Raw genomic sequence first — 23,294 nt, forward strand, 5'->3', positions numbered from 1 at the left:
GCCGGCGCCTCCCGACCACCGGCGCCGGCACCGCGCCGCGCCGACCCGCGCCGCCCTGCCCCCGCCCCGCAGAAGGAGCACACCCCATGGCCACGGCCGCCCCGCAACCGGTCACCGGCATGCTGCACTCCTGGGACCTGTCCACCGGAGTCGACGGCCCCGGCACCCGCTTCGTCACCTTCCTGGCCGGCTGCCCGCTGCGCTGCCTGTACTGCCACAACCCCGACACCCGCTCCATGCGCCACGGCCGCCCCTGCTCGGCCCAGGAGATCGTGCGCGAGGCCGCCAAGTACACCGAATTCATCCGCGCCTCCGGCGGCGGCGCCACCGTCAGCGGCGGTGAGCCGCTCCTCCAACCCGCCCTCACCGGCGAGTTGCTGCACCGGTTCAAGCACGAACTGGGCCTGCACACCGCACTGGACACCTCCGGCTTCCTCGGCGCCCGCGCCGACGAAGCGCTGCTCGCCGACACCGACCTCGTGCTGCTCGACATCAAGTCCTGGGACCGCGCCCTCTACCGACGCCTGACCGGACAGCGGCTCGACCCCACGCTCGACTTCGCCCGCCGCCTGGCCGACCTGGGCAGGGAGGTCTGGCTGCGCTTCGTCCTCGTGCCGCACCTGACCGACCCCGCCGCGAACATCGAGGGCGTCGCCGCCTTCGCCGCCTCGCTCGGCAACGTCACCCGGGTCGACGTCCTGCCCTTCCACAAACTCGGCGCCGCCAAGTGGCGCGCCCTCGGGCTCGACTTCCCCCTCGCCGACACCCCGGTGCCCACACCGGACCAGATCGCCCGGGCCCGGGCGGTCTTCGCCGCGCAGGGCCTGCACACGGTCTGAACCCGGACGGGTTCTCCGGCAGGTCCGCGGCTGCGGTGCCGCTGCTCGGCACCGGCGCCCGGACCACCGCTTTCCCCTCTGCCCCAGCCCCACCCGTCGGCTTTCCGGCACAGCCTCCTCCCGGCTGGCATGGTGGCCGCGGATCGCCGATGGTGGCGGTGAAGGACGGCACAACTCTCGGAGGCGTGTGATGGGCGAGGAACCCCGCCGCTCGGCTCGGATCGTCGTGGGTGATCGCGGGCACGGCGGACTCACCGAGGCCCTGCTGGGCTCGGTCGGCCAGCACTGCGTCCACCACGCTCGCTGCCCGGTCGTCGTCGTACGCGCCGCACAGCACCAGCCGCAGGCGGAACCGTGACCGACGAGGCGATCGACTACCGGGCGGTGTTCCGTGCCCTGCCCGGCATGGTCGCGCTGCTCACCCCGGACCTGGTGTACGCCGACGCCAACGAGGATTTCCTCAGCCTGTCCGGGCGCACCCGCGAGCAACTCGTCGGCCGGTACCTCTTCGACATCTTCCCCGACAACCCGAACGACCCCGCCGCCACCGGAGCCCACAACCTGGAGGTATCCCTGCGCAGGGTCCTGGCATCCGGCGAGCGCGACACCATGGCCCTGCAGCGCTACGACGTCGAGTCGACCGCCCGGCCCGGCGAGTGGGAGGAGCGGTACTGGAGTCCGGTCAACGCCCCCGTGCTCGACGGCGAGGGCCGTACGGTGCTGCTCGTCCACCGCGTCGAGGAGATCACCCAGCTCATCCGCGCCCACGGCCTGCCCGAGGGCAACCGCGCCCGCGTCCTGGAAGCCGAGCTCTACACCCGCGCCCGCGAACTCCAGGAGGTCAATGAGCGCCTGCGCGAGTCCCACGCGCGCGAACGCGAGGTCGCACTCGCGCTCCAGGGGGCCATGCTGCCCGCACCCAGACCACTCGAACGCCACCGTGCCGCGGTCCGTTACCGACCCGCCATGGGCGCCCTCAACGTCTGCGGCGACTGGTACGACCTCGTCGAACTGCCGGACGACCGCGTCGCGGTCGCCGTCGGCGACGTGGTCGGCCACGGCCTCGCCGCCGCCGGTGTCATGGGCCAGCTCCGCAGTGCCCTCAGCGCCGCCTCCCGGGTTGCCGGCGGCCCCGCCCAGGCCCTGGAGGTGCTCGGTCTGTACGCCCGTTCCGTCGAGGGCGCCGAATCCACTACCGCCGCGACCGCCTTCATCGACTCCGGCGCCCACACCATCACCTACAGCAGCGCCGGCCATCCCCCGCCCGCTCTGCTGCACGGCGACGGCACCGTCGAATTCCTCGACCAGGCCACCGACCCTCCGCTCGGCGCCCGTCCCGAGCACCGGACACGGCCCGAGGCCGTCACCCGATTCGCCGAAGGGGACACGCTCGCCCTCTACACCGACGGCCTGGTCGAACGCCGCCGCGAGGACATCGACACCGGCCTGGACCGCCTCGCGCACGTCCTCACCACGCACCGCTCCGCCGACCCCGATGTCCTCGCCGACACCGTCCTCACCGAACTGATCCCCCCGGGCGGCGCCACCGACGACACCGCGCTCGTCGTCATCCGGCTCTGACAGCAGCTCCCGGCCTGCTGACGGGTCCCGGGGCGCCCGCCGGGGCGCCGCGAGCACGCCTACGCTGGTCATGGGCATCGGGGGCGAGCCACGGAGGATTTCCTTGGGCAACGCGTCGGAGGGCCCCGCTCCCGTACCGGACCCGCGGCTGGACGAGCTCCTGGAGGAGCTCCGGGCCCGGCTGAACACCGCCCGCGGCACCCGGGACCGGGTGCACAGCCTGCTGGAGGCCGTGCTGGCGGTCGGACGCGACCTGGAGCTGACCCAGGCGCTCCGGCACATCGTGGAGGCCGCCGTCACCCTGGTGGACGCCGAGTACGGCGCACTCGGTGTGATCGGCGAGGACCAGCGACTGTCCCAGTTCATCCCGGTCGGGGTCACGGACGAACAGGTCGAGCTGATCGGCGCCCTGCCCTCCGGACACGGAATCCTCGGCGAGCTGATCCGCCACCCCGAACCGCTGCGGCTCACCCGGCTCTCCCACCACCCCGCCTCCTACGGCTTCCCGGCCGACCACCCGCCGATGCGCAGCTTCCTGGGGGTGCCGATCCGGATCCGGGACAAGGTGTTCGGCAACCTCTACCTGACCGAGAAGCGCGGCGGGGGCGACTTCGACGCCGAGGACGAGTCGGTGCTCGCCACCCTCGCCGTCGCCGCCGGGGTGGCCATCGACAACGCCCGGCTCTACGCCCGGGCCCGCCAGCGGCAGCGCTGGCTGGAGGCGAGTGCGGAGGTGACCAGCAGCCTGCTGTCGGGCAGCGGGGACCAGGAGGTGCAGGACCTGCTGCTCACCCGGGCGACCGAGCTCGTCGGAGCGGACCTCGCGGTCGTCGCCGTGCCACGGCCGGGGACCGCCGAGCTGGAGGTCCGGATCGCCGTCGGCCTCGGCGAGCGGGAGCACCGCGGCCTGGTGCTGCCGATCGAGGGCTCGTTCATGGGCGCGGCCTTCCGCACCGGCGGGCTCGTGGTGAGCCCCGACGTCCGGAAGGATCCGCGGGTCACGGCGGGGCCGCCGCGCTGGCAGGGGCTGGGCCCGGCGGTCGCGGTGCCCGTCGGCACCGCCGAGCGCGGGATCCGGGGCGTGCTGCTGCTGGCCCGGGCCGCCGGTGCGCCGCTGTTCGAGGAGGACCAGTCCGCTCCCCTGCTCGGCTTCGCCGGCCAGGCCGCGGTGGCGCTCGAACTCGCCGAGCGCCGCCGGGACTCGGAGCAGATGGCCCTGCTACGGGAACGCGACCGGATCGCCCGCGATCTGCACGACCTGGCCGTCCAGCGGCTCTTCGCCACCGGCATGACCCTCCAGGGCGCCACCCGCTTCATCGACCACCCCGAGGCGACCGAGCGCGTCCTGCGGGCGATCGACGACCTGGACGAGACAGCCAGGACGATCCGCGCCACCATCTTCGGCCTGCGCCTGCGGGAAAGGGGCCCGGCGGCGACCGGACTGCGCGCCCGCATCGCCGAGGTGGCCGAGCGCGCCACCCGGTCCCTCGGTTTCGCCCCGGCCCTGCGGACGGCCGGCCTGCTCGACGTCGCCGTACCTCCCGAGGTCGCGGACGCGGCCGTCGCCGTCCTGGAGGAGGCCCTGTCCAACGCCGCCCGCCACGCTCGGGCCGGCGCCGTGGACGTCACGGTGGCCGCCGGCGACGAGCTGACCGTGACGGTCACGGACAACGGGGTCGGTCTGCCCGGGACCGGCCGCCGCGGCGGGCTCGCCAACCTCACCGACCGGGCCTCCGGACTGGGCGGTACCTTCACGGCCCGGACCCGGGCGGAGGGCGGCACCGAGCTGGTCTGGCAGGTGCCCCTGGGGTAGGTCTCAGCCCTGGTCCAGGACCTCGCCGGGGCTCAGGCGGGGTGTCGGGGCGCCCTCGGGGCCGTAGCCGAGGCGGATCAGCATCTGAACGTGGCCGGGGCGGTCGTGCGGGTCCCGGGCCTCCCAGCGCAGGTAGGACCACTCCATGGCCTGGTGCAGCAGGGAGGCACGGACACCGTGGACGGTGGCGGCGAGCAGAACGTGTTCCAGGGCGAGGCCGGCCCGCAGCCAGTCCGCCGGGCCGTCGCGGTCGGTGGTGAGCACGGCGATCCGAGGTTCGTGCTCGAAGAGGGCGGGAGCCCGGTGCTCGGTCGCGTGGATGGCGGAGAAGTCGCGCATCGGCAGTTGACCGGCCGCGTCCTGGGGGCCGAGCGCACCGACCGGGATGCCGTAGCGCGGTACCTCGCCGGTACGGATCCAGCTGCGGCTCTCGGTGCGCTGGGCCTCGTCGGTGGTGTTGCGGCGCTCGGCCTCGGCGGTGAGGTGGAGCAGCCGGGCGGTCTCCGTGCGGTCGGGCAGGTGGAGCGCGGCGTCCTCGGTTCGGGCAGCGGCGGTCAGTTCGTCGAGTACGGCCGGTGGGACCGGTACGGCGGTGAACGGCGTACGGATGGAATGCCGGTGCCAGATCGCCTCGTAGAGCTTCTCGGTGCCTGGGGCCGGCGCGGTGGCCGGGGTGTCGAGCCGGAGCGCCGCGAGCAGGTCGGGCTCGGCCGGATCGGGCAGCAGGCGGGCCTCGGGTGCCCAGCCGAGGTGGCGGGCGGCGACCCGGAGGTTGAGAACGGCCGCGCCGACGGAGATGTGCAGCGCCCGGCCCTCCGGGTCGGCGGCCGGGACGGCCCGGCTGCGGTCGGCCCGGACTTCCAGGGTCGAGGTGTCCGGCTGGAGCCGGAAGCGCCACGGCTGGCTGTTGTGGATCGAAGGTGCCGCGACCGCCGCGGAGACGAGCTTCTCCAGTGCGGGGGCGTCGAGGGCGAGGGTGGACATGACCGTCTCCAGGAATGCGCCGTCAGCCGGAATCGGGCGGGTCGCCGGCGGCGCCGCGCAGGGTGGCGTGTCGGGCCCGGTACTCGTCGGGGTCGATCTCGCCGCGGGCGAGGCGCTCCGCGAGCAGTTGCTCCGGGGTGGGCCGGGCCGGCGGCGCTACCGGGGGCGTCGGGCCATGCGGGGCCGGCCGGCCGAGGTGCCGGACCAGGGCGATCACACCGAGGACCACCAGTGCCCAGAAGAGCAGCATGCTCACGGTCATCAGGCCGATGCCCCAACCGTTCATGCCCCCGTCGTTCCAGTACATCATCGCCGTCTCCTCGGGCCGTAACGGGAGGTCGATCACCTCCAGCTTGCGACCGAGGAGCGGCGTGCCGCTTGGGCCGTTTCGGCTCCCCCCGCGGGCCCGCCGGGCCCCGCCGGGGCCCGGGCATCCGGTCCCGCAGGTCCCGGCAGACGGTCACTCCGTCGACAGCGGCGAACGCGACCGTCCCCACGCCTCCGCTCAGGCCGGCGCGCCGAGCCGGAGTTCCACGTCGACCACGCCGGGCACGGAGCGCAGCAGCCTTTCCAGGAGGGGTCCGGAGAGGGTGCCCGGCAGTTCGCCCGTCAGGGTGATCCGGCCGTTCTCCGAGCGGATGTCGCTCTCGACGGCGGCATCCGGGCCGAGGGTGGCGACCAGCTCGAAGCGGACCCGGTCGGCGAGCTCGCGGTCGTCCTCGAGGTAGACCTTCAGCAGGTCGCCCCGGCTGACGATGCCGACCAGGTAGTCCTCCTCGTCGACCACCGGGAGCCGTTTGAGGTGGCCGCGGGCCATCGCCCGGGCCGCCTCGTTGAGCGGGCTGCCGGGGTGCACGGTGACCGCCGGGACGGACATCATCCGCCCGGCCGTCAGGGCGTCGGCGCGCACGCCGTCGCGGTCCCGGGCGGTGAGCAGGTCGGCCTCGGAGACCACCCCGATCACCCGGCCGTCACCGGTCAGCACGGGGACGGCGCTGACCCGCCAGCGCTGGAGGGTGTCGGCGACCTCGCGGAAGTCCGCGTCGCGGCCGACGGCCACCACCGCATGGGTCATGACGTCGGCGACGGTGCTCGGTGTGCGGGTCATGGCGGCCTCCTACGATGCCGCGCGGTAGGCGCGGGGGTGTTCCAGGGACCGGTCGGTGTCGTCCTCGGTCCAGTCCAGGGTGGCGTGGACGGCGACCACACCGTCCACGGCGCGGCAGAGCTGTTCGGCGACCGGGACCAGGCTGCGAAACCTCAGCCGCCCGCTCAGGGTGACCACGCCGTCCTGCACCGCGACCCGGACGTCTCCGGGCGCGACCCAGAGGGCCTGCCCCAGCACGTCGTGGTTGATCTCGTCCCGGAGCGCCGCGTCGTGGCGCAGGAAGACCTGCAGCAGGTCCCGGCGGCTGACGATGCCGACCAGGCGGCCGGCCTCGTCGACCACGGGCAGTCGCTTGACCTTGTGCTTGTCCATGGCACGGGCGGCCTCGGGGATCGACCATCCGGGGCGTGCGGTGACGGCGGGACTGGTCATCAGGCCGCCGGCGGTCTCCGCCTCGGCGCGGGCGCGGTCCTTCTCGGCCAGCCAGCGGCCCGGGTAGCGGCCCTCCGGGTCCGGCAGGACGGCCTCCTTGCGGATCAGGTCGGCCTCGGACACCATGCCGATCGGGCGGCCCTGGTCGTCGACGACGGGGATCGCGGTGATGTCGTTGCGGTGGAACAGCGCCGCAACCTCCTTGGCCGGCGTGTCGGGCCGGGCGGTGACGACCTCGTTGGTCATCACGTCGTTGACGCTGCGGTGCTGCATCGTCCTCACTCCTCCTCCGGTGGTCCCGTCTTCACTGTCCGCGCGTCCGGAGCCGCCGGACAGGGCCGGTCGGTCCATGGCGTCGGGCCGCTCCGGCCCAGGACGGCACGGCCGGTCGGTCGGACGATGGCGGAACCTCAGGTCGGCGATGCGGGTGAGGCCGTCGAGGCGGGCGGCAGAGCGGTTGCGGTCCCGGCCGACGGCCCGACGAACGTGCCCGCGCAGAGACGTGTGCGAGGCCGGATGCCTGTGCGTGGTGGCTGCGACGGACATGACGTGCCTCCTCGGTGCCGGGCGGCAGGTGCTGTCACGGTTCAGTCTTCCGGGGCCGTGCCCTTCCCAGGAGGGCCTGACGGCCCCGTTCCACGGGTCCCGACGACCTCCTCCTGGGCCATCCGCGCCCGCGGTGCTGCGGGGCCAGGTCGACCGGGTCGATCCGGTCGGCGGCCCGGACCGCCTCGTCCGGATCCCGGCGTCCAGCAGCTCCCGACGGAGACGTGCGGGTACCGGGGCGAACGGCCGCGCGACCAGGGCCGGCCGGCCCCTGCCGGAGCCCGCGTTCGGTGGTGCCATGGAAGTACCGACGGCCGGGCGTGTCCCCGGCCCCCGCACCGAGCCAGGGAGGCCGGCATGAGAGCCGCCGTGGGAGACCGCATCATCGTCCAGGGCACCCGGCCGGGCGCCGCCCGCCGGGACGGCGAGATCGTCGGGCTGCACCACCCGGACGGCAGCCCGCCGTACGACGTCCGCTGGTCGGACGAGGACCGGGTCACCGAGTACTTCCCCGGGCCGGACGCCCGGATCCACCACTTCGACCACGAGCCGTCGCCCACCCGAACCGCCCCGCCGCAACCGCACCTCTTCGCCGACTGACGGGCCTCCGCCGTGACCGTCTCCGCCAACCCGCGGGCCCGCGGACTGACCGGCTCCGAGGCCGCACGACTGCTCGCCGAACACGGCCGCAACGAGGTCGCCGCCGACCGCCGGGTGCCGCTGTGGGCCCGGGTGGCCGCCCAGCTGCGCGACCCCCTGATCACCGTGCTGCACGCGGCCGTCGCGCTGACGGTGGCGATCGGCGACCATCCGGACGCGGCCGCCCTGCGGCAGGCGGACATCGGCGTGGCCATGGGCGCGGAACCCGCCTCGCCCGGCGCGATGACCCGGCCGCCGCGCCCACCGGACCAGCACATCCTGGGCTCCGGCGTGTGGCAGCGGGTCCTGCTGCTCGCCGCAGTGGTCGCGGCCTGCTCGACACCGTGCCGCTCGGCCGGTCCGACCTGGCCGCGCCCGTCCTCGCCGGAGCCGTCGGCTTCACGACGGCCCGGCTGCTCAAGCACGGGATCTGACGGCCGGGCCGGTCGGCCCTCGCGGCGCAAGGAGGGGCTGCCTAGCGTGGGAACAGGGTCAGCGTCATCGACCTCACCGAAGTCACCGGGACCACCGGACCGAGGAGGACCATCATGACGTCCGCAAGCCCCGACGGCCCCGGCCGTCCCGTCGTCCTCGGCGTCGACGCCCACGACACCGGATCGATGCCCGCCGCCTGGGCGGCCGACGAGGCCGCCCGCAGGGGCCTTCCGCTGCGATTGGTGCACGCCGTGCCGTCGTTGTACCGCGAGTTCCGGCCCTTCGACGAGGGCCGCTACCACAAGGCCCTGCGCGAGCGGGCCGACCGGGCACTCGACCGGGCCGCCACGCTGGCCCGGGAGCGCCACCCCGAGCTGGGCGTGACGACCGTGGTGGCCGAGGACGTCCCGGCGCCCGCACTGTGCCGGGAGTCCCGCAACGCCGCGCTCGTCGTCCTCGGCTCCCGCCGGCTGAGCCGGGTCGAGGAGGCGCTGAGTACCTACTCGGTGGCCGTCCCGGTCAGCGCCCAGGCGCACTGCCCGGTGGTCGTGGTCCGCGACCCCGAGCACACCACCCAGGACCCGCCGTACGTCGTGCTCGGCGTGGACGGCAGCCCGTCCTCGGAGCCTGCCGTCGACTTCGCCTTCGCGTACGCGGACGAGCGCCGGGCCGCGCTGCGCGTCCTGTGGGTCTGGCAGCGCCCGCCGGTGGGCAACCCGGACGAACCCGCCACCGAGCGGATGCTGCGCCGGATGCTCTTCGAGTCCACCGCGGGTCACCACGAACACCACCCCGACGTGACCGTGACCCACGAACTCGTGCACGGCCACCCGGTCGAGGAGCTCGCCCTGGCCTCCGAACACGCCCTCGCGGTGGTCGTCGGCCGCCGCGGCAACGGCGGCTTCACCGGCATGCGCCTCGGCTCCGTACCCCACGGCCTGCTCCGCCGAGCCCACTGCCCCGTCGTGACGGTGCCATCCGCTCCGCGCTGAACCGGGAACCGAAGCCCACTCACGTGCGGACATGCCCGCCCGGCGGTCCGATCCGGGCCGAACGGCCCACTCCGGTACGGGCGTTCCGGAGCGAGCCTGGACGTGACGAAAGGCGGAGACCATGCACACCGTGATCGTGTACGAGAGCATGTACGGCAACACCCGGGAGGTCGCCGAGGCCATCGCCGAAGGTGTCCGCCGGACCGACCCCGGGGCGGCCGTCGACTGCCTCCCGGTGTCCGAGGCGAACGCGGACACCACCCGGTCCGCGGACCTGCTGGTCGTCGGCGGACCGACCCACATGCACGGCATGTCCTCCGGGCTCAGCCGCCGGATGGCCGCCGCGGCCGAGGGACACAAGGAGGGCCACGAGGCGGCCGCCGCCGAAGCACAAAAGACCGCCGAGGGCCCGGGCCTGCGCGCCTGGTTCCACGACCTTCCGACCACCGGGTCCGGCACCCACGCCGCCGCCTTCGACACCCGGGTCGACATGCCCAGGTCCGGCGGCGCGGCCAACGGCATCGCCCACCGCCTCTCCCACCACCACTACGACGTGGTCGCCGAACCCGAGGGCTTCATCGTGGAGGGCAACGACGGACCGCTGCGCGCCGGCGAACTCGACCGCGCCCGCGCATGGGGCGCCGGCCTGGTCTGAGCACGGGTGACCGGGAGCAGGGCCCGACGCAGGGCCGGGCCCTGGAGCAGCGGTCCGAGCACCAGGTCGCCCCGCCCTCGCCCCGGGCACCGAGGCACGTCCGCTGCGGCGGGGCGAGACTGGTCGGGGGACCGGGAACAGGAGTGAACGGGATGTCTGACGGTGGCGACGGCGGGTACCGCGCCCTCATCGGCGAGTCGGCCGCGCTGGTGCGGCTGGCACACACCGCTCTGCGCGGCGCGACGGCCGTACTGACCGATCCGGCCGACAGCGGGGCTGGGGTCCCGGTTGCGGAGAAGGCCCTCGCGGAACTGCTGACACGGATCGAGGAGGACGCCGCCACGGCTCCCGGCGGACGGGCCGGGGTCGTCCTGGGCGTCCACGTGGGGTGCCAGGTCGAGGCCCTGGCGGACCTGGCGCAGCGGCTGCTGGAGGCCGCCTGGGCGCGCCAGGAGAGGCAACCGTTCGTCGAACGGCTACGGGCTCCGCTGCACGGGATAGCCGACGCGGCGCTGGACTCACTCGAACGGTCCGCCCACGCCCTGGAATCCGGCGCCCCCGAGGACGTCGCGGACGTCCTGGCGAAGCTGCACGAAGTCGGCCAACGGCAGCGACTCCTGTACGAGCTGCTGCTCCATGCCGAGCGGACGGATCCGGTGGACGCCACCGACCTTGTGCTGCTCTCCTGCTGCTACCAGCAGTGCGCCGACCGTGCGGGAGCGATTGCCCGCCACACAGCGCTCTTCTCCCACCCTGGGCCCTGAAACCACGCGCGGGCCGGGGTCCGGGATCTCACGGCAGGCCCGCGACGGCGGTCGCCTCCATGAGCAGCCTGCTGGTGGGCTCGTGCCGCACCGCACCCCGGTCGGTCACCAGCATCGGGCCGAGCACCGGGTCCTCCGTGCCGGGGCCGCCCCGCAGCAGGCGTTCCAGCAGCGCCAGCACGTTGTGGGAGTACGCGCGCGAGGCGGTCCCGGGCACCTGCGCGGCGAGCTCGCCGGCACCGATCACCGTGGTCCCGTCACCGACCAGCGTGGTGGTGTCCGGCAGGACACCCTCGATGTTGCCGCCCTCCGGGCGCGCCGCCAGGTCCACCAGCACCGAGCCGGGCCGGAGCCGGGCCACCGTCTCCGTGTGGAGCAGGACCGGGGGCGTCCGGCCCGGCCGGGCAAGGGTCGTCACCACGAGGTCGTACCGCACCGAGGCCTCGGCCAGGCCCGCCACCCACGCCGCACGGTCCCGGTCGAGGGACTGCCACAGCTCCCGCTCGTCCATCGCCGGGTGAACACCGGACAGGCACAGCAGGTCGGCTCCCAGCGCGGCGGCGGCCGCACGCTCGCGATGGCGCGGTTCGACCGCGCCGACCGGAGCGCCCAGCCGGCGGGCGGTGTCGATCGCCTGCAGACCGGCATGCCCGGCGCCGACCACGAGTACCCGAAGCGGGTCGAAGAGCCCGTCCGTGGTGCCCCAGGGCGGCAGGCAGCGGTCCAGGTGCTCGGCGGCGAGCAGCACGGCCCGGTACCCCGCCACCCTGGCCTGCGAGGCCCCGGCGTCCAGCGGGTACCCGGCCGGCAGGTCGGGCGCCAGGTCGAGGCCGATCGCGGTCACGCCCCGGTCCGCCCACTGCCGGACCAGGAACGGGATCCGCTGCGGCCGCAGCAGAGCGGCCAGTACCTGCCCCGGGCGCAGTTCGTGCACCGGGTCGGTGCTCGGCGGACGGATGCCGAGCAGCACGTCCGCACGGCGCAGCACCTCGCCGCGTCCGGCCAGGACGGCACCCGCAGCCTCGTAGTCGTCGTCGTGGTGACCAGCGCGGAGGCCTGCGCCCGGCTCCGCCAGGACCGTCACACCGAGGCGGCGGACGGCCGGCACCAGATCGGGCACGAAGGCCACCCGGCGCTCGCCCGGTACGGTCTCCCGCAGCACTCCCACCGCCGTGATCGCCATCGCTACGTCCCGCTTCCTCCGGGATCGGCCTTTCAGGCCCAGTATGTTCCGTTTGCCCGCCCGGTTCGCCCGGTCGGATACTCGTGCGCAGGGCCACTCGGGCACGGGGCGCCACGCGGCACGGCGGAGGGAGCCGGTGATGGCAGCCAGGGGCTGGCAGTTCTGGGTGGACCGGGGCGGGACCTTCACCGACGTGGTCGCGCTCGACCCGGACGGCCGGCTGCTCACCCACAAGCTGCTCTCCCACGACCCGGCCCGCTACCAGGACCCGGCCGTGGCCGGTATCCGGGCCCTGCTGCCGCCCGGGGCGACCATCGCTTCCGTACGGATGGGCACCACGGTCGCCACCAATGCCCTGCTGGAACGCACCGGCGAGCGGACCGCGCTGGTCATCACCCGTGGCTTCGCGGACGCCTTGCGGATCGGCTACCAGAACCGGCCGCAGATCTTCGCCCGCGAGATCGTGCTGCCCGAGCCGCTGTACACCCGGGTGGTCGAGGTGGACGAGCGGATCACCGCCGACGGCGAGGTACTACGACCGCCCGACCTCGACCGGCTCGCCGACGACCTGCGCGTCTGCCTGAACGACGGCATCCGCTCAGTCGCCGTGGTCTGCCTGCACAGCTACCTGCACCCCGCCCACGAGCGGGAGATCGGCCGGCTCGCCGAGCGGCTCGGCTTCGACCAGGTGTCCCTGTCCAGCGAGGTGAGCCCGCTGATGAAGCTGGTGCCGCGCGGAGACACCGCCGTGGTGGATGCCTATCTCCATCCCGGGCTGCGCCGCTACGTCCGGCAGGTGGCCGACCGACTCGCCGGTGTCCGGCTGCTGTTCATGCAGTCCAACGGCGGCCTCGCCGAGGCCGGGCACTTCCGCGGCAAGGACGCCATCCTGTCCGGCCCGGCCGGCGGCATCGTCGGCATGGTGCGGATGTCCGCGCTGGCCGGCCACGAGCGGGTGATCGGCTTCGACATGGGCGGTACCTCCACGGACGTCTCGCACTTCGCGGGCGCGTACGAGCGGGTGGTCACCACCCAGGTCGCCGGGGTACGGCTGCGGGCACCGATGCTGGCCATCCACACCGTCGCGGCGGGCGGCGGCTCGGTGCTGCGCTTCGACGGCGGACGCCTGCGCGTCGGTCCGGACTCGGCCGGCGCCGACCCCGGACCGGCCTGCTACCGCAGCGGCGGGCCGCTGACCATCACCGACGCCAACCTGCTGCTCGGCCGCATCCAGGCCGAGCACTTCCCGCAGGTCTTCGGCCCGAAGCGCGACCAAGCGCTCGACTCCCGGCTGACGCGACGCCGATTCGTCGAACTCGCCGAACGGATCGGCGACCTGTCGGCCGAGGAGGCGGCCGAGGGCTTCCTGCGGATCGCGGTGGGCAACATCGCCAACGCGATCAAGCGCATCTCCGTCCAGCGAGGTCACGACGTCACCCGCTACGCCCTGACCACCTTCGGCGGCGCGGGCGGCCAGGTTGCCTGCCCCGTGGCCGAGGCACTGGGAATCCGCACCGTCCTCGTCCCGCCGATGGCCGGGGTGCTGTCCGCCCTCGGTATCGGTCTGGCCGACACCACCGTCCTGCGCGAGCAGGCGGTCGAACGGCCCCTGGCGGAGGAGGAGATGGAAGCGGTACTGGGGCTCGCCGACGAACTGGCGCGCGCCGCCACCGCCGAGCTGCGCGATCAGGACGTCCCGCAGGGACGGATCCGACTGGCCCGCCGGGTCCGGCTGGGCTACCAGGGCACCGACACCACGATCACCGTACCGTTGGGAGAACCGGCCGCCATGCGGGCCGAGTTCGAGGAGCGGCACCGCTCCACCTACTCCTTCCTGATGGACCGCCCACTGGTGATCGAGGCCCTCGCCGTCGAGGGCACCGGCCTCACCGAGCAGCCCGAACTCGGCGCCCTCTCCCCCGCGGCCACTCCGGCCGAGCCCGTCACCGTCGGGATGTACACCGGCGGCGGGTGGCGGCAGGTCCCGCTGCTGGGACGCGAGTCGCTGAGCGCGGACGACACCGTCACCGGACCCGCCGTGATCGCCGAGGCCAACGCCACCACCGTGGTGGACACCGGCTGGAGGGCCACCGTCACCGCCGCCGGACACCTCCTGGTCGAGCAGGTCGGGGCCGCCGCCGAGGAGGCCGTCCCGACCGCCGCCGACCCGGTGCTGCTGGAGGTCTTCAACAACCTCTTCATGGCGATCGCCCAACAGATGGGCGCCCGGCTGGAATCCACCGCCCAGTCGGTCAACATCAAGGAGCGGCTCGACTTCTCCTGCGCGCTCTTCGACCCGGACGGCAACCTCGTCGCCAACGCCCCCCACATCCCCGTCCACCTCGGCTCGATGGGCACCACCGTCAAGGAGGTGCTGCGCCGTCTCGGCCCGAAGCTGCGCCCGGGCGACGCCTACGCCGTCAACGACCCGTACCACGGCGGCACCCACCTGCCCGACATCACCGTGGTCACCCCTGTCTTCGACCCGACCGGCAGCGAGATGCTGTTCTTCGTCGCATCCCGCGGCCACCACGCCGAGATCGGCGGCATCACCCCCGGTTCGATGCCCGCCGGGAGCCGCGAGATCCACCAGGAGGGCGTGCTCTTCGACACCTGGCCGCTGGTGGTGGACGGGCGGCTGCGCGAGGAGGAGACCCTCCGGCTGCTCACCGGCGCGCCGTACCCGTCCCGCGACCCGAACACCAACCTCGCCGACCTGCGCGCCCAGATCGCCGCCAACCGCAAGGGCGTCGACGAGGTCAACGCGATGATCGGGCACTTCGGCCTCGACGTCGTCCAGGCCTACATGCGGCACGTCCAGGACAACGCCGAGCAGGCGGTGCGCCGCGCCGTGGACGGGCTGAGCGACGGCTCGTACCGCTACGAGACCGACTCCGGCGCCGTGATCGCCGTCTCCGTGCGCGTCGACCGCCGGGACCGCAGCGCCACCATCGACTTCACCGGCACCTCGCCCCAGCTCGACGGCAATCTCAACGCCCCCTCCGCCGTCGTCACCGCCGCCGTCCTGTACGTCTTCCGCACCCTCGTCGCCGACGACATCCCGCTCAACGACGGCTGCCTTCGCCCGCTGCGGATCGTCGTGCCACCCGGCTCGATGCTCGCCCCGGAGTATCCGGCCGCCGTCGCCGCCGGGAACGTCGAGACCTCGCAGGCCATCGTCGGCGCGCTCTACGCCGCGCTCGGCGTGCAGGCGGAGGGATCCGGCACGATGAACAACCTGAGTTTCGGCAATGCCGAGCACCAGTACTACGAGACCATCGCCTCCGGTTCCGGCGCCGGCCCGGGCTTCGACGGCGCGGACGCCGTCCAGACCCACATGACCAACTCCCGCCTCACCGACCCGGAGGTCCTGGAATGGCGGCTCCCGGTCCTGGTCGAGGAGTTCGCCGTCCGCCCGGACAGCGGCGGCAACGGGCGCCACCACGGCGGCAACGGCGTCCTGCGGCGGCTGCGCTTCCGCGAACCGATGACGGTCAGCCTGCTCACCAGCCACCGCCGCGTCCCACCGTACGGCCTCGCCGGCGGCCTCCCGGGCACCCTCGGCGCCAACCTCGTCCTGCGCGCCGACGGCACCGTCGAGGAGTTGCCAGGCTGCGGCAGCGCCGAGGTCGCTGCCGGGGACGCCTTGGAGATCCGCACCCCCGGCGGAGGCGGCCACGGCGGCTCCGCCTGACACGGTCCGGCCGGTCGGCCGTCGCCGCCGGCGGCCGACCGGGCCCCGCTGCGGGCGATCGGCGTGTTCAGCAACCGCCACCTGCTCGGCGGCATCGGCTTCTCGCTCGCGTTCGCCGCCGCGATCGGCTACCTCCCGGTGCAGCAGAGGGTGTTCGGCACCAGCGAGCGTTGGAGGAGCGGCTGGACGCCTCCGTGACGGCCCTGATGGACGCGCGGGGCCGGGCCGGGGCGGCCCCGACGTCCTCGCGCACAACCCGTCCGGGGCGGGCCGGGTAGATTCACTCCCCCACCACCGACCGAGGGAGCACCCGTGCCCGACCGGCCCAGCCTGCTGTACGTGACCGACCTGGCCTACCCGGCGCGCGGGCGGCGGTACGGCGACGAGGACGTCTTCCTCACCTCCCGGCTGCGGGAGTGGTTCGACCTGGCCCTGTGCCACCCGCTGGACGCCCGGGCGCTGATGGGGCGCTTCGACGCGGTCGTGGTGCGCAACAGCGGTCCGGTGCTGCACTACCGGGAGGAGTACGCCCGGTTCCGCGACCGGGCCCTGGCCGACGGCGTACGGGTCTACAACCCGCTGACCGGGCGGGGCGACATGGCCGGGAAGGGGTACCTGCTGGACCTGACCGAGGCGGGCCGCCCCGTCATCCCCACCGTCGACCGGCCGCAGGACCTCGGCCGGCTGCCCGCCGCCGACCGCTACGCGGTCAAGCCCAGGGAGGGCGCGGACAGCATAGGCCTGCGCTTCCTCACCCGCGACGAGTTGGACGGGCTCGACGCGTGGGGCGAGGTGCTGGTCCAGCCGCGGATCGACTTCCGCTACGAGGTCTCCTTCTACTTCGTGGACGACGCCTTCCAGTACGCCCTCCACGCGCCGGATCCGGACCGGCGCTGGGTGCTGGAGCCGTACGAGCCGAACGCGGCGGACCTCGCGTTCGCGCGGAGCTTCGTCGACTGGAACACGCTCGCCCACGGGATCCAGCGGGTGGACGCCTGCCGCGCGCCGGACGGGAGCCTGCTCCTGGTCGAGCTGGAGGACCTCAACCCGTACCTGTCCCTCGACCTGGTCGCCGCGGAGGTCCGGGACGGCTTCGTCGAGGCCCTGGCGGATTCACTGCACCGCTTCCTGGGCTGACCGGCCGGGACGGAACGACGGACCGCCGCCCCGGGAGGCGTCTCCCGGGGCGGCGGCGGCGTACGCGCCGTCAGCAGATCCGCGGCAGCTGCTCGCCCATCGGCAGGTCGACCACCCGGGTGCCGCCGAAGCCGGTGCGGGCCACGACCATCCCCGGGTGCTCCTCGACGCACTCGCCGATCACCACCGCCTCCGCACCGAGCGGGTGGGCGCGCATGGCGGCGAGCACGGCGTCCGCCGAACCGCGCGGGACGAAGGCGACGAGCCGGCCCTCGTTGGCGATGTACATCGGGTCCAGGCCCAGCACCGCGCAGGCGTTGGCCACCGGCTCCGGGACGGGGACGGCGGCCTCGCTGAGCACGACGCCCACCCCGGCGGCGGTCGCGATCTCGTTGAGCGCCGCCGCCAGGCCGCCCCGGGTGGGGTCGCGCAGCACGTGCAGGTCGGCGGTGGCCGCGAGCATCGCCTCGACCAGGCCGCCGAGCGCCGCGCTGTCGCTGCGCACGTCGACGCCGAACTCCAGTCCCTCCCGGACGCTCATGATCGCCACTCCGTGCAGCCCGATCGGCCCGCTGACGATCACCACGTCGCCGGGCCGGGCGCGCTGCGGGCGGATGTCGACCCCGGCCGGGACGATCCCGATGCCCGCGGTGTTCAGGTAGACGCCGTCCCCGTGCCCGGCCTCGACCACCTTGGTGTCCCCGGTGGCGATCTCGACCCCGGCGGTGCGGGCGGCGGCGCCGATCGCCCTGGCGACCCGGTCCACCACGGCCATCTCCACCCCCTCCTCCAGGATGAAGCCACAGGACAGGTAGGCGGCCCGGGCCCCGCTCATGGCGAGGTCGTTGACCGTGCCGTTGACGGCGAGGTCGCCGATGCAGCCGCCGGGGAAGAACAGCGGCCGCACCACGTAGGAGTCGGTGGAGAAGGCGAGCCGGGCACCGCCGAGCTCCAGCACGGCGGAGTCGCCGAGCCCGGCGAGCACCGGGCCGCCGAAGGCCGGCGCGAAGAGGTTCTGCACCAGTTCCGCGGACAGCGCCCCGCCGCCGCCGTGGCCCATCACCACCCGGGGGTGGTCGCGCAGCGGCAGCGGGCAGCTCCAGCCGGAGAAGTCGGGCCGCCCGGCGTCCGGTTCGACGGACGGTGCGGCGGACGGTGCGGCGGGCGGTCCGGCAAGCGCTTCGGTGAGCAGTTCGGTGTCAGCCAACGCGGCTCGCCTCCTGGGTCTCCTGAAGGCCCTGGACCCGGACGGACGTCGTTCCCGGCACGCCGAGCCGCCGGTACAGGTAGTACGCCGCGCACGCCCCCTCGCTGGACACCATCGTGGCGCCGAGCGGCGTACGCGGTGTGCAGACGGTGCCGAAGGCCTCGCACTGGTGGGGCTTCAGCAGGCCCTGCAGCACCTCGCCGCTGCGGCACTCGGCGGGTTCGCGGGTGGTGATCCCCGAGACGTCGAAGCGGTGTTCGGCATCGTGGTCCCGGTACCGGGGCGAGAGCCGCCAGCCGCTGCGCGGGATCACCCCGATGCCCCGCCAGGCACGGTCAGCCACCTCGAAGACGTCCTCCAGCATGGCGCGGGCCGCCGGGTTGCCCTCGGGGCGGACGGCCCGCGGGTAGGCGTTGTCTACGCTGTGCTCCCCGCGCTCCAGCTGCCGTACGGTGCGCCGGATGCCTTCCAGGATGTCCAGGGGTTCGAAGCCGGTGACGACGATCGGCACCCCGTGGCGCTCCGCGAGCGCCGGGTACTCGGCGGTGCCCATCACGCTGCAGACGTGCCCGGCGGCGAGGAAGCCCTGGACCCGGCAGTCCGGCGAGTCCATGATCGCCTCGATCGCGGGGGGCACCCGGACGTGGGAGACCAGCATGCTGAAATTGCGCAGCCCCTGCTTCCTGGCCAGGTGGACGGCCATGGCGTTGGGCGGGGCGGTGGTCTCGAAGCCGATGCCGAAGAAGACCACCTCCTTGTCCGGGTTCTCCCGGGCGATCCGCAGGGCGTCGAGCGGCGAGTACACCACCCGGACGTCGCCGCCCTCACTGCGGACCCGGAACAGGTCCCGGTCGGTGCCGGGCACCCGCAGCATGTCCCCGAAGGAACAGAACACCACCCCCGGCCGGGCGGCGATCGCCAGTGCCCGGTCGATCATCTCCAACGGGGTGACGCACACCGGGCAGCCCGGCCCGTGGATCAATTCGACTTCGTCCGGCAGGAGTTGGTCGATGGCGTGCCGGATGATGCTGTGCGTCTGGCCGCCGCAGACCTCCATCAGCGCCCACGGCCGGGTGACCGTCGCCCTGATGTCGGCGAGCAGCCCGGCCGCCAGCTCGGGGTTGCGGAACTCCTCCAGGTACTTCACCGTCCGGCCTCCTCGGTCTCGTCCACCGCTCCGGCCGCACCGGCCGCCGCACCCGCCGCCGCCCCGGCGGCCTCCCACGGGTCGCCGAACTCCTCCTGCAACAGCCCGAGTTCCTCGAAGAGGGCGAGGGTGCGCCGGGCCGACTCCTCGTCCAGTCGCTGCAGCGCGAAGCCCACGTGGACGATCGCGTAGTCCCCCACCGCCAGGTCGGGCAGGTACTCCAGGCAGACGTCCTTGATCACGCCGCCGAAGTCCATCACCGCCATCCTGGTCCCGTCCCGCTCCCCGATCTCCTTCACCCTGCCGGGCACCGCCAGGCACATCCGCACTCACTCCTCCCGGGTGGCCGCCGACCGGGCGGCCACCATCAGCTGGCCCAGCGCCAGCCCTCCGTCGTTGGGCGGCACCCGGCGGTGCCGAAGTACGGTGAAGCCGTCCTCCCCGAGCCCGCTCGCGCAGGCGGAGGAGAGCAGCGCGTTGGCGAAGACCCCGCCGCTGAGGGCCACGGTGGTGGTGCCGTGCCGTTCCCGGACGGCGGCGCAGATCCGCCGGACCAGCTCGGCCACGGCGCCGTGGAAGCGGGCGGCGACCAGCCCCGCGGGCGCGCCCGCGGTGACGTCGGCCACCACCGCGGCCAGCACCGGCCCGGGGTCGGCGATCCAGCCGTCCGCCCGCGCCGACAGGCCGAACGCGTAGCCGCCCGCCCGCTGCGCCGTCCCGCACACGGGACCGTCCTCGCGGCCGAACTCGCAGGCTGCCGCCTCCAGTTCGATCGCCGCCTGGGCCTCGTACCCGGCCCGCTGGCAGATCCCGGCGAGCGAGGAGACCGCGTCGAACAGCCGGCCCATGCTGGAGGTCGGCGCGCAGTTCAGCTCCCGCTCCAACTGGCGTTCCAGCAGCCGTAGTTCCTCACCCTCGCAGGCCAGGACCGGAGGCAGCTGCGGCAGCCGGGGCAGCCCGGCCGCGCGCAGGTGGGCGAGTGCCGTCCGGTAGGGGCGCTCGACGGCCGCATCCCCGCCGGGCAGCGGCACGTACCGGAGGTGGGCGAGGCGGCGGAACCCGTCGTAGTCCGCCAGCAGAACCTCGCCGCCCCAGATCGCGCCGTCCTCGCCGTAGCCGGTGCCGTCGAAGGCCACCCCGAGCACCGGCCGGCCGCCGTCCAGGCCGTGTTCGGCCATCACCGCGGCGATGTGGGCGTGGTGGTGCTGGACCCGGTGCACCGGCCGGCCGGCGGCGGTCCGCTCGGCGTGCCGCAGCGAGCGGTAGCCGGGGTGGCGGTCGGCGGCCAGCAGTTCGGGCCGTACGCCGCTGACCGTGCCGAGCTGCTCGACCGCCCGCTCGAAGGCCCGCAGGGTGGCCAGGTCGTCCATGTCGCCGATGTGGCCGGACAGCCAGGCGTAGCCGTCCCGGGCCAGCGCGAAGGTGTTCTTGAGGTCGCCGCCGACGGCCAGGACGGGGCGGACGGGCACCGGCAGCGGGATCGGGAGCGGCGCGTACCCGCGCGAACGGCGCAGCGGCAGCTGTTCGCCGTCCACCACCCGCACCACGGAGTCCTCGCAGGGGACGTGGATCGGCCGGTCGTGGGTGAGCCAGCCGTCGACCAGCGGGGCGAGCCGCTCCAGCGCCTCCCGGTCCTCGGTGACGATCGGCTCGCCGGAGAGGTTGGCGCTGGTCATCACCAGCAGGTCCGGCCCGGGGGCGGCGAGCAGCAGGTGGTGCAGCGGCGTGTACGGGAGCATCACCCCGAGGTCGGGGCTGCCCGGGGCGACCGCCTCGGGCACCGGCAGGCCCGTGCGGCGGAGCAGGACGATCGGCCTCACGGGCCCGGTGAGCAGTTCCCGCTCGACCGGGTCGACGGGCAGCAGGCGTTCGACGGTGGCGAGGTCGCGGGCCATCACGGCGAAGGGCTTGTCGCCGCGCCGCTTGCGCCGGCGCAGCAGGGCGACGGCCGCGGTGTCGCGCGCGTCGCAGGCGAGGTGGTAGCCGCCGATGCCCTTGACGGCGAGGACCGCGCCCTCGGCGAGCAGCCGCCGGGCCTCCGTGAGGGCCTGTTCCCCGACGAGTTCGGGGCGTCCGGGCACGGTCAGCGCGAGTGCGGGCCCGCAGGCGTGGCAGGCGACGGGCTGGGCGTGGAAGCGGCGGTCGGCCGGGTCGGTGTACTCCCGGGCGCAGTCCGGGCACATCGGGAAGCCGGCCATGGTGGTGTTGGCCCGGTCGTACGGGAGGCCGGTGACGATGGTGTGCCGGGGGCCGCAGTTGGTGCAGCTGATGAAGGGGTGCCGGTGGCGGCGGTCGGCCGGGTCGGCGAGTTCGGCCAGGCAGTCGGCGCAGACGGCGGTGTCGGGCGGGATCAGGGTGGTGCGGGGGCCGTCGGGGCTGGACGGGACGATGCGGAAGCCGGTGGCGCCGGTGGTGGCGAGCGGCGCGTGTTCCACCGAGTGCACCTGGGCGAGCGGCGGCGCGTCGCCGGCCACGCGCCGGCAGAAGGCGTCCAGGGCGTCCGGACTGCCCTCGACCTCGGCCAGGACGCCCTCGCCGGTGTTGGTGACGGTGCCGGCCAGGCCGAGTTCACCGGCCAGCGTGTGGACGAACGGGCGGAAGCCGACCCCCTGCACCAGGCCGCGGACGGCGACCCGCCGCCGCTCGCGGTCGAGCCCGGGGTGACCGGCCGTCACGCGCGCTCCCCCACGGCGGAGCGGCCGTGGTGGTGCCCGTGCCCGTGTCCCTGATCGTGGTCGTGCCCCTGGCCGTGGTCGTGGTCGTGCCTGTCCCCGCGGTCGTGTCCGTCCCCGTGCCCGTCCCTGTGCTCATCCGCGTCGTCGTGCGCGTGCCCGTGGTCGTGCGGCGCCGCCGACATCACCGGCCAGTGCGGCTCGGCCCCCTCCAGCACGGCCAGCGCCCGGTCCAGCAGCGCCCCGACGCCCTCGCCCGTCCGGGCGGAGGTGTTCAGCACCGTCACCCCGGGGTTGACCCGCTGGACGTTGGCCAGGAACGCCGCCTCGTCGAACTCGGCCGCCGCGGCGAGGTCCGTCTTGGTCACCAGCACCAGGTTGGCCAGCCCGAAGGCCGTCGGGTACTTGAGCGGCTTGTCCTCACCCTCGGTCACCGAGGCCAGCACCACCCTCAGCGTCTCGCCGAGGTCGTAGGAGGCCGGGCAGACCAGGTTGCCGACGTTCTCCACGAACAGCAGCCGGCACTCGGCCGGCAGCCAGCCGTCCAGGTGCCCGGCGAGCATCCGCGCCTCCAGGTGGCAGAGCCCGTCGGTGAGCACCTGCTTCACCGGGGCACCCGAGCGGGCCAGCCGGCGGGCGTCGTTCTCGGTGGCGAGGTCGGCGGTCAGCGCGGCGACCTCCACCCTGCGCCGCCGGGCCAGCCCCAGCTCGGCCTCCAGCAGCGCGGTCTTTCCACTGCCGGGGCTGGACAGCAGGTTCACCGCGACCGTCCCGCGCGCCTCCAGCGCCTCCCGCAGCCGGCGGGCGCTGTCGTCGTTGCGGGCGAGGACCGCCTGACGGAGGTCGACCGTGCGGCACATCGGCATCAGCCTTTCTGTTCGGCCCGGACGTCCCGGACCTCGGCCCGGACGTCCCGGACCTCGGCCCGGACGTCCCGGGTTTCAGCCCGGACGTCCCGGGTTTCAGCCCGGACGTCCCGGGTTTCAGCCCGGACGTCCCGGGTTTCAGCCCGGACGTCCCGGGTTTCGGCCCATTGGACGTCGAGGATCTGCAGCTCACGGCCGGACAGCAGCTCGACGCCGCCACCGCCGGAGCAGCTCGGGCAGCCGAGGTCCGGCGGCATGCCGACCGCCCACTCGACCGCGCAGGGGGTGCAGCGGGCCCGGGCCGCGACGGATTCGGTGTCCAGCACGGCGCCCGCCACCAGCGTTCCGGTGCAGGCGAGTTCGAAGCAGAAGTCCAGGGCCTCGGGCACCACGCCGGCCAGCTCCCCGACCCGCAGGCGCACCCGCGCCACCCCGGGTGCCCCGTGTTCGCGCGCAGCCGTGTCCACCTGCTCGACGACGGCTTCGGCGATCGACATCTCGTGCATGGGTCCCTTCCCGGAGCGGGCGGCAACGCGCCCCATTACAGGGCGCGGTGGCGGCGTCGGCCCGCAGCCGCGCCGCCACCGCACGCGGGGCTGC

At 74.3% G+C, this 23,294-nt stretch carries 22 protein-coding genes and 1 pseudogene; 12 read left to right on the plus strand and 11 right to left on the minus strand.

Annotated elements, in window-relative coordinates:
• The first annotated feature begins 86 nt into the window (after positions 1 to 86).
• The 4 genes from pflA (at position 87) to ACFVVA_RS00610 (ending at position 4,233) form a co-directional block, all read left to right on the plus strand.
• Positions 87 to 839 carry a pyruvate formate-lyase-activating protein gene (pflA, locus tag ACFVVA_RS00595; RefSeq protein WP_387684269.1) on the plus strand — a complete coding sequence of 251 codons (753 nt, stop codon included), beginning with the start codon at positions 87 to 89 and terminating at the stop codon, positions 837 to 839.
• Positions 840 to 1,029: 190 nt separating this feature from the next.
• On the plus strand, positions 1,030 to 1,197 hold the full coding sequence (locus ACFVVA_RS00600; protein ID WP_387684271.1) for a universal stress protein: 168 nt from the start codon (positions 1,030 to 1,032) through the stop codon (positions 1,195 to 1,197).
• Positions 1,194 to 2,420 carry a PP2C family protein-serine/threonine phosphatase gene (locus tag ACFVVA_RS00605; RefSeq protein WP_387684273.1) on the plus strand — a complete coding sequence of 409 codons (1,227 nt, stop codon included), beginning with the start codon at positions 1,194 to 1,196 and terminating at the stop codon, positions 2,418 to 2,420. The genes ACFVVA_RS00600 and ACFVVA_RS00605 overlap by 4 nt, the downstream gene beginning before the upstream one ends.
• A gap of 70 nt (positions 2,421 to 2,490) precedes the next feature.
• On the plus strand, positions 2,491 to 4,233 hold the full coding sequence (locus ACFVVA_RS00610; RefSeq protein WP_387684275.1) for a GAF domain-containing protein: 1,743 nt from the start codon (positions 2,491 to 2,493) through the stop codon (positions 4,231 to 4,233).
• A 3-nt stretch (positions 4,234 to 4,236) separates the two neighbouring features.
• Here the strand turns inward: ACFVVA_RS00610 and ACFVVA_RS00615 are convergent, their stop codons facing one another.
• The 4 genes from ACFVVA_RS00615 to ACFVVA_RS00630 form a co-directional block, all read right to left on the minus strand.
• Positions 4,237 to 5,217 (minus strand): Acg family FMN-binding oxidoreductase, encoded by a 981-nt coding sequence (locus ACFVVA_RS00615; protein WP_387684277.1) that lies wholly within the window; start codon positions 5,215 to 5,217, stop codon positions 4,237 to 4,239.
• Positions 5,218 to 5,239: 22 nt separating this feature from the next.
• Positions 5,240 to 5,527: an SHOCT domain-containing protein gene (locus ACFVVA_RS00620; protein WP_387684279.1), complete on the minus strand. Its 288-nt coding sequence runs from the start codon at positions 5,525 to 5,527 to the stop codon at positions 5,240 to 5,242.
• A 195-nt stretch (positions 5,528 to 5,722) separates the two neighbouring features.
• Entirely contained in the window at positions 5,723 to 6,325 is a 603-nt protein-coding gene (locus ACFVVA_RS00625; RefSeq protein WP_387684281.1) for a CBS domain-containing protein, read from the minus strand.
• Between the two features lie 9 nt (positions 6,326 to 6,334).
• On the minus strand, positions 6,335 to 7,030 hold the full coding sequence (locus ACFVVA_RS00630) for a CBS domain-containing protein (protein ID WP_387684283.1): 696 nt from the start codon (positions 7,028 to 7,030) through the stop codon (positions 6,335 to 6,337).
• A 630-nt stretch (positions 7,031 to 7,660) separates the two neighbouring features.
• Between ACFVVA_RS00630 and ACFVVA_RS00635 the strand changes: the two genes are divergently transcribed.
• The 5 genes from ACFVVA_RS00635 to ACFVVA_RS00655 all read left to right on the plus strand — a co-directional run bounded on the left by ACFVVA_RS00635 (position 7,661) and on the right by ACFVVA_RS00655 (position 10,788).
• Positions 7,661 to 7,903 (plus strand): DUF1918 domain-containing protein, encoded by a 243-nt coding sequence (locus tag ACFVVA_RS00635; protein ID WP_387684285.1) that lies wholly within the window; start codon positions 7,661 to 7,663, stop codon positions 7,901 to 7,903.
• Between the two features lie 12 nt (positions 7,904 to 7,915).
• Positions 7,916 to 8,494, plus strand: a complete 579-nt coding sequence (locus tag ACFVVA_RS00640) for a cation-transporting P-type ATPase (protein WP_387684286.1) — start codon at positions 7,916 to 7,918, stop codon at positions 8,492 to 8,494.
• The gene (locus tag ACFVVA_RS00645; RefSeq protein WP_387684288.1) at positions 8,491 to 9,369 is read left to right on the plus strand and encodes a universal stress protein; all 879 of its coding nucleotides are present in this window, start codon (positions 8,491 to 8,493) and stop codon (positions 9,367 to 9,369) included. The genes ACFVVA_RS00640 and ACFVVA_RS00645 overlap by 4 nt, the downstream gene beginning before the upstream one ends.
• Positions 9,370 to 9,490: 121 nt before the next feature.
• A complete protein-coding gene (locus ACFVVA_RS00650) occupies positions 9,491 to 10,024 on the plus strand; it encodes a flavodoxin family protein (protein WP_387684290.1) in 534 nt (177 codons plus the stop codon).
• 152 nt (positions 10,025 to 10,176) lie between these two features.
• On the plus strand, positions 10,177 to 10,788 hold the full coding sequence (locus tag ACFVVA_RS00655) for a hypothetical protein (RefSeq protein ID WP_387684292.1): 612 nt from the start codon (positions 10,177 to 10,179) through the stop codon (positions 10,786 to 10,788).
• Between the two features lie 28 nt (positions 10,789 to 10,816).
• On the opposite strand, the gene ACFVVA_RS00660 is transcribed toward ACFVVA_RS00655, so the two are convergent.
• On the minus strand, positions 10,817 to 11,971 hold the full coding sequence (locus ACFVVA_RS00660; protein WP_387684294.1) for an NAD(P) transhydrogenase subunit alpha: 1,155 nt from the start codon (positions 11,969 to 11,971) through the stop codon (positions 10,817 to 10,819).
• A 139-nt stretch (positions 11,972 to 12,110) separates the two neighbouring features.
• On the opposite strand from ACFVVA_RS00660, the gene ACFVVA_RS00665 reads away from it, so the two are divergent.
• The 3 genes from ACFVVA_RS00665 (at position 12,111) to ACFVVA_RS00675 (ending at position 16,802) form a co-directional block, all read left to right on the plus strand.
• Positions 12,111 to 15,665 (plus strand): hydantoinase B/oxoprolinase family protein, encoded by a 3,555-nt coding sequence (locus ACFVVA_RS00665; RefSeq protein WP_387684296.1) that lies wholly within the window; start codon positions 12,111 to 12,113, stop codon positions 15,663 to 15,665.
• 63 nt (positions 15,666 to 15,728) lie between these two features.
• Positions 15,729 to 15,863: a hypothetical protein gene (locus ACFVVA_RS00670; protein ID WP_387684298.1), complete on the plus strand. Its 135-nt coding sequence runs from the start codon at positions 15,729 to 15,731 to the stop codon at positions 15,861 to 15,863.
• Positions 15,864 to 15,977: 114 nt separating this feature from the next.
• Complete coding sequence (locus tag ACFVVA_RS00675; protein ID WP_387684300.1) at positions 15,978 to 16,802, plus strand: hypothetical protein; 825 nt, start codon at positions 15,978 to 15,980, stop codon at positions 16,800 to 16,802.
• 70 nt (positions 16,803 to 16,872) lie between these two features.
• Here the strand turns inward: ACFVVA_RS00675 and hypE are convergent, their stop codons facing one another.
• The 6 genes and pseudogenes from hypE to hypA form a co-directional block, all read right to left on the minus strand.
• The gene (gene hypE / locus ACFVVA_RS00680; protein WP_387684302.1) at positions 16,873 to 18,009 is read right to left on the minus strand and encodes a hydrogenase expression/formation protein HypE; all 1,137 of its coding nucleotides are present in this window, start codon (positions 18,007 to 18,009) and stop codon (positions 16,873 to 16,875) included.
• The gene (gene hypD / locus ACFVVA_RS00685; RefSeq protein WP_387684304.1) at positions 18,002 to 19,156 is read right to left on the minus strand and encodes a hydrogenase formation protein HypD; all 1,155 of its coding nucleotides are present in this window, start codon (positions 19,154 to 19,156) and stop codon (positions 18,002 to 18,004) included. Before hypD ends, hypE begins: the two co-directional genes overlap by 8 nt.
• Positions 19,153 to 19,479, minus strand: coding sequence for a HypC/HybG/HupF family hydrogenase formation chaperone (locus ACFVVA_RS00690; protein ID WP_387684305.1), 327 nt, complete (start codon positions 19,477 to 19,479; stop codon positions 19,153 to 19,155). The genes hypD and ACFVVA_RS00690 overlap by 4 nt, the downstream gene beginning before the upstream one ends.
• Before the next feature lie 6 nt (positions 19,480 to 19,485).
• The gene (gene hypF, locus ACFVVA_RS00695; protein WP_387684307.1) at positions 19,486 to 21,831 is read right to left on the minus strand and encodes a carbamoyltransferase HypF; all 2,346 of its coding nucleotides are present in this window, start codon (positions 21,829 to 21,831) and stop codon (positions 19,486 to 19,488) included.
• Positions 21,828 to 22,688 carry a hydrogenase nickel incorporation protein HypB gene (hypB, locus tag ACFVVA_RS00700; protein WP_387684309.1) on the minus strand — a complete coding sequence of 287 codons (861 nt, stop codon included), beginning with the start codon at positions 22,686 to 22,688 and terminating at the stop codon, positions 21,828 to 21,830. The genes hypF and hypB overlap by 4 nt, the downstream gene beginning before the upstream one ends.
• Before the next feature lie 161 nt (positions 22,689 to 22,849).
• A pseudogene (gene hypA, locus ACFVVA_RS00705) lies at positions 22,850 to 23,200 on the minus strand (hydrogenase maturation nickel metallochaperone HypA); the annotation flags it as partial.
• Positions 23,201 to 23,294: the final 94 nt, after the last annotated feature.

This window comes from Kitasatospora sp. NPDC058048, from assembly GCF_042885555.1.
GTDB lineage: Bacteria > Actinomycetota > Actinomycetes > Streptomycetales > Streptomycetaceae > Kitasatospora > Kitasatospora lactacystinica.

Bases quoted from the DNA above. Each gene is read 5' to 3' on its own strand.
- pflA (WP_387684269.1), top strand. From the start codon at position 87: ATGGCCACGGCCGCCCCGCAACCGGTCACCGGCATGCTGCACTCCTGG.
- ACFVVA_RS00600 (WP_387684271.1), top strand. From the start codon at position 1,030: ATGGGCGAGGAACCCCGCCGCTCGGCTCGGATCGTCGTGGGTGATCGC.
- ACFVVA_RS00610 (WP_387684275.1), top strand. From the start codon at position 2,491: ATGGGCATCGGGGGCGAGCCACGGAGGATTTCCTTGGGCAACGCGTCG.
- ACFVVA_RS00615 (WP_387684277.1), bottom strand. From the start codon at position 5,217: ATGTCCACCCTCGCCCTCGACGCCCCCGCACTGGAGAAGCTCGTCTCC.
- ACFVVA_RS00620 (WP_387684279.1), bottom strand. From the start codon at position 5,527: ATGATGTACTGGAACGACGGGGGCATGAACGGTTGGGGCATCGGCCTG.
- ACFVVA_RS00625 (WP_387684281.1), bottom strand. From the start codon at position 6,325: ATGACCCGCACACCGAGCACCGTCGCCGACGTCATGACCCATGCGGTG.
- ACFVVA_RS00630 (WP_387684283.1), bottom strand. From the start codon at position 7,030: ATGCAGCACCGCAGCGTCAACGACGTGATGACCAACGAGGTCGTCACC.
- ACFVVA_RS00635 (WP_387684285.1), top strand. From the start codon at position 7,661: ATGAGAGCCGCCGTGGGAGACCGCATCATCGTCCAGGGCACCCGGCCG.
- ACFVVA_RS00645 (WP_387684288.1), top strand. From the start codon at position 8,491: ATGACGTCCGCAAGCCCCGACGGCCCCGGCCGTCCCGTCGTCCTCGGC.
- ACFVVA_RS00650 (WP_387684290.1), top strand. From the start codon at position 9,491: ATGCACACCGTGATCGTGTACGAGAGCATGTACGGCAACACCCGGGAG.
- ACFVVA_RS00655 (WP_387684292.1), top strand. From the start codon at position 10,177: ATGTCTGACGGTGGCGACGGCGGGTACCGCGCCCTCATCGGCGAGTCG.
- ACFVVA_RS00660 (WP_387684294.1), bottom strand. From the start codon at position 11,971: ATGGCGATCACGGCGGTGGGAGTGCTGCGGGAGACCGTACCGGGCGAG.
- ACFVVA_RS00665 (WP_387684296.1), top strand. From the start codon at position 12,111: ATGGCAGCCAGGGGCTGGCAGTTCTGGGTGGACCGGGGCGGGACCTTC.
- ACFVVA_RS00690 (WP_387684305.1), bottom strand. From the start codon at position 19,479: ATGTGCCTGGCGGTGCCCGGCAGGGTGAAGGAGATCGGGGAGCGGGAC.
- hypB (WP_387684309.1), bottom strand. From the start codon at position 22,688: ATGTGCCGCACGGTCGACCTCCGTCAGGCGGTCCTCGCCCGCAACGAC.